The 4,109-nt window shown below is 70.8% G+C and carries 4 protein-coding genes; 1 reads left to right on the forward strand and 3 read right to left on the reverse strand.

Features of this window, described 5'->3' with window-relative positions; genetic code table 11:
* Window positions 1–154: 154 nt before the first annotated feature.
* Window positions 155–1,345: an L-talarate/galactarate dehydratase gene (locus EEJ42_RS33535; RefSeq protein ID WP_123105809.1), complete on the forward strand. Its 1,191-nt coding sequence runs from the start codon at window positions 155–157 to the stop codon at window positions 1,343–1,345.
* A gap of 6 nt (window positions 1,346–1,351) precedes the next feature.
* On the opposite strand, the gene EEJ42_RS33540 is transcribed toward EEJ42_RS33535, so the two are convergent.
* From EEJ42_RS33540 to EEJ42_RS33550, 3 genes are all read right to left on the reverse strand, one after another.
* A complete protein-coding gene (locus tag EEJ42_RS33540) occupies window positions 1,352–1,861 on the reverse strand; it encodes an O-acetyl-ADP-ribose deacetylase (RefSeq protein ID WP_123105811.1) in 510 nt (169 codons plus the stop codon).
* 52 nt (window positions 1,862–1,913) lie between these two features.
* Window positions 1,914–2,324: an SCO4983 family protein gene (locus tag EEJ42_RS33545; RefSeq protein ID WP_123105813.1), complete on the reverse strand. Its 411-nt coding sequence runs from the start codon at window positions 2,322–2,324 to the stop codon at window positions 1,914–1,916.
* 85 nt (window positions 2,325–2,409) lie between these two features.
* On the reverse strand, window positions 2,410–3,621 hold the full coding sequence (locus EEJ42_RS33550; protein ID WP_123105815.1) for a pyridoxal phosphate-dependent aminotransferase: 1,212 nt from the start codon (window positions 3,619–3,621) through the stop codon (window positions 2,410–2,412).
* Window positions 3,622–4,109 lie beyond the last annotated feature (488 nt).

A 4,109-nucleotide genomic window follows, 5' to 3' on the forward strand; every position in this document is an offset into this window, starting at 1 on the left:
CACCACAGGGTGCGGGCCCCGGGCCTGTGCGCACGCGCCCTCTCTGTGCGGGATGTGATCGAGGGGAGTCCCTACACATGGGGTCTGGACGGTTTTCGGTGCGGCGACGGATGGTAGGCCCTGGACCCCAGCACGATGCCGAGGAGAGCACCGCATGAGTGTCGCGCCCAGTGAATCCGTCGCCTTCAAACCCTTCGCCTCCGCTCCCGGCGAGGCGAGCACCGACCGGGTCTCGGCGATCCGGCTCTCCCTGGTGTACCTGCCGCTCCACGCGCCCATCAGCGACGCCAAGGTGCTGACCGGCCGGCAGAAGCCGCTCACCGAAGTGGCCTTCCTCTTCGCCGAGATCAGCACCGAGGGCGGCCATGAGGGGCTCGGATTCAGCTACTCCAAGCGGGCCGGCGGGCCCGCGCTGTACGCCCACGCCCAGGAGATCGCGCCCGAGCTGATCGGCGAGGACCCCAGCGACATCGCCCGGCTGTGGAACAAGCTGGTGTGGGCGGGCGCGTCCATGGGCCGCAGCGGGGCCGCCGTGCAGGCGGTCGCCGCGTTCGACATCGCGCTGTGGGACCTCAAGGCCCGGCGCGCGCGGCTGCCGCTGGCCAAGCTGCTGGGCGCGCACCGCGACGCGGTCAGCGTCTACAACACCTCCGGCGGCTTCCTCTCCACGCCCATCGAGCAGGTGCTGGAGAACATCGACCTGGCCCGCGCCCGGGGCGTCGCCGGGATCAAGCTCAAGGTGGGTTCGCCGGACCCGCGCGTGGACCTCGCCCGGGTGGAGACCGTACGGGAGCATCTGGGGGACGGCGTACCGCTCATGGTGGACGCCAACCAGCAGTGGGACCGGACCACCGCCACCCGGGTCGGCCGGGTGCTGGAGAAGTTCGACCTGACCTGGATCGAGGAGCCGCTCGACGCGTACGACGCCGAGGGGCACGCGGCCCTCGCCGCCACCCTGGACACCCCCATAGCCACCGGCGAGATGCTGACCAGCGCGCATGAGCACGCGGCGCTGATCGAGGCGGGCTCCTCCGACTTCGTACAGCCCGACGCCCCGCGGGTCGGCGGCATCACCCCGTTCCTCCAGATCATGACGCTCGCCGACTACAAGGGCCGCGGCCTCGCCCCGCACTTCGTGATGGAGATCCACGCCCATCTCTCGGCGGCCTACCCGCGCACCGCGTGGGTCGAGCACTTCGAGTGGCTGGAGCCGCTGTTCAACGAGCGGATGGAGCTGCGCGACGGTCGCATGGTCATCCCCAACCGCGCCGGGCTCGGCCTCTCGCTCAGCGATCAGGCGGCGGCCTGGACGAAGGAGGCGGCGCGCTTCGGCGAGGGCGCCTGAGGGCCTCTAATCGATCTGCGCCGTGAAGGCCGCGTACGCGGGCTCGTCGAAGAGGACGAAGCGCACCTCTTCGACGGCCGTGTCCGCGGTCCGGACCGTCTCCACCGCGATCCGGGCGGCGTCCTCCATCGGCCAGCGGTAGACGCCGGTGGAGATCGCCGGGAACGCGACCGTCCGCGCGCCCAGTTCGTCGGCGACGCGCAGGGACTCGCGGTAGCAGGAGGCCAGCAGGCCGGAGCGGTCCTCGGCGGCGGACCACACCGGGCCCACGGTGTGGATGACCCAGCGGGCGTCGAGCCGCCCCGCCGTCGTGGCCACGGCCTGGCCGGTGCGCAGCCCCTTGCCGTAGCGGGAGGCGCGCAAGCTCCGGCAGGCGTCGAGGATCTCGGGCCCGCCCCGCCGGTGGATCGCGCCGTCGACGCCTCCGCCGCCGAGGAGGGAGGAGTTCGCCGCGTTGACGATGGCGTCGACGTGCTGCGCGGTGATGTCGCCCTGGACGAGGGTGAGGGTGGTCATGGCTCCATCGTGCGCCATGGCCCCGGACCGCCCCAGTTCGGACCGTCCCCGTTCAGACCCCGACGGTCAGCCCCGCCGCATGCGCCTCCAGGCGCTCGGCGGTGAGCTCGGTGGCCGCCGCGTCCTCGCGCGAGGTGGCGATGACCAGGGCCCATTCCGCCAGGGTGTGGGCACGCTGGTGGAGGGCGGCGACGTGGGCCGGGTCGGCGCTGGCCGCGGTGGGGGCGGCGCGCAGCGGGGCGCGGCCGTCACGCAGCCGGGTGACCTGGTCGGCCAGGCGCTCGGCGGCCTCGTCCAGTGCCGGGTCCGGGGTGAGGGCGCGCAACTCGTCGGTCACGGTCAGCAGCGCGGTCAGATGTCCGGCGAGCCGAATGTCCAGCTCCTCCTCGCGGGAGCGGTGGGGGAAGTCGGGCTCGGGCTCGGCCATGGTGTGGACCGACTTGGTGCGGATCGGCTCGTACATGGATGGCCTCCAAACGTTCAGGAGGCCATCCTAACTTAGACACAGTCTAAAGTTGAGCCTTCTGTAGAAGATCGCTTCCGGTCGCTCAGGGCTGGCCGTATCCGTCGAGGAAGTTCCCGATCCGGGTCACCGCGTCGGCCAGGTCCTTCTTCGCCGGGAGCGTGACGATGCGGAAGTGGTCAGGCTCCGGCCAGTTGAAGCCCGTGCCGTGCACGATCATGATCTTCTCGGCCCGCAGCAGGTCGAGGACCATCTGCCGGTCGTCCTTGATCTTGTAGACCTTGGGGTCCAGCTTCGGGAACGCGTACAGCGCGCCCTTCGGCTTCACGCAGCTCACGCCCGGGATCTGGGTCAGCAGCTCGTACGCGGTGTCGCGCTGCTCCAGCAGCCGCCCGCCCGGGAGTACCAGGTCGTTGATCGTCTGACGGCCGCCGAGGGCGGCGGCCACCGCGTGCTGTGCGGGCATGTTGGCGCACAGCCGCATGTTGGCCAGGATCGTCAGCCCCTCCAGGTAGCTGGAGGCGTGGGCCTTGGGGCCGCAGACCGCGAGCCAGCCGCTGCGGTAGCCCGCGACGCGGTACGCCTTGGAGAGCCCGTTGAAGGTCAGCGTCAGCAGGTCCGGGGCGAGGGCGGCGGTCGGGGTGTGGGTGGCGCCGTCGTAGAGGATCTTGTCGTAGATCTCGTCGGAGCAGACGATCAGCTGGTGGCGGCGGGCGATGTCGGTGATGCCGCGCAGCACCTCTTCGCTGTAGACGGCGCCCGTCGGGTTGTTCGGGTTGATGATGACGATCGCCTTGGTGCGGTCGGTCACCTTGCGCTCGATGTCGGCGAGGTCCGGCAGCCAGTCCGCCTGCTCGTCGCAGCGGTAGTGGACGGCGGTGCCGCCGGCGAGCGAGACCGAGGCGGTCCACAGCGGATAGTCGGGGGAGGGGACGAGGACCTCGTCGCCGTCGTCGAGCAGCCCCTGCATCGACATCTGGATCAGCTCGGAGACGCCGTTGCCGAGGAAGACGTCCTCGACGTCGAGGTGGATGCCCTGGGTCTGGTAGTGCTGCATCACCGCGCGCCGGGCGGAGAGCAGCCCCTTGGCGTCGCCGTACCCGTGGGCGTCGCCGAGGTTGCGCAGCATGTCCTCGAGGATCTCCGGCGGGCAGTCGAACCCGAAGGTCGCCGGGTTGCCGGTGTTGAGCTTGAGGATGCGGTGACCCGCTGCCTCCAGCCGCATCGCCTCCTCGAGTACCGGGCCACGGATTTCGTAGCAGACGTTGGCGAGCTTCGTGGACTGGATCACCTGCATGTCGGCCACTGTACGGGGGCGTAACCGACGACGCTCGGTGTTTTTCACCACGTGGACAGCGTGTGGACGGTGTGCGGGAGCGCTTGCGGACCGTGATGGGCGCAGCGCGCCCCCTCCGCGCCGGTCGGTAACAAGTGGGTTACCCCCGTTAATTTCCGCGAACGAAGGGTTGGCCTGGGCGGAACCGCTGGCTATCGTTCACGCACCTCACCCAATCGTTCAGTCGAACGAATAGCTACCGGGCGAGTGAGCCGAAGGGGCTTCTGCGCCCCGGAGGCGAACCGAGCCCCTGAGTGAAGGGCCGCCCCCGTCCATGTCCGAGACCTCCCTCCGAACAGACCCCGGGGCGGCCGGGATACCGCGGCGGTCGGTGCTTGCCGCGGCAGCCGCGGGCGGCGGTGCCCTCGCCGGGTCAGCCCTGCTGACCGGCTGCTCGGGCGCCGCGTCCGCCTCCCCGTCCGAGGCCGTGCCCACCCGCGGCCCGGCCG

Source organism: Streptomyces botrytidirepellens (assembly GCF_003721215.1).
Lineage (GTDB): Bacteria > Actinomycetota > Actinomycetes > Streptomycetales > Streptomycetaceae > Streptomyces > Streptomyces himastatinicus.

Excerpts from the sequence above, each read along its gene's own strand:
- EEJ42_RS33550 (WP_123105815.1), bottom strand. The coding sequence starts at position 3,621 with ATGCAGGTGATCCAGTCCACGAAGCTCGCCAACGTCTGCTACGAAATC.
- EEJ42_RS33535 (WP_123105809.1), top strand. The coding sequence starts at position 155 with ATGAGTGTCGCGCCCAGTGAATCCGTCGCCTTCAAACCCTTCGCCTCC.
- EEJ42_RS33545 (WP_123105813.1), bottom strand. The coding sequence starts at position 2,324 with ATGTACGAGCCGATCCGCACCAAGTCGGTCCACACCATGGCCGAGCCC.
- EEJ42_RS33540 (WP_123105811.1), bottom strand. The coding sequence starts at position 1,861 with ATGACCACCCTCACCCTCGTCCAGGGCGACATCACCGCGCAGCACGTC.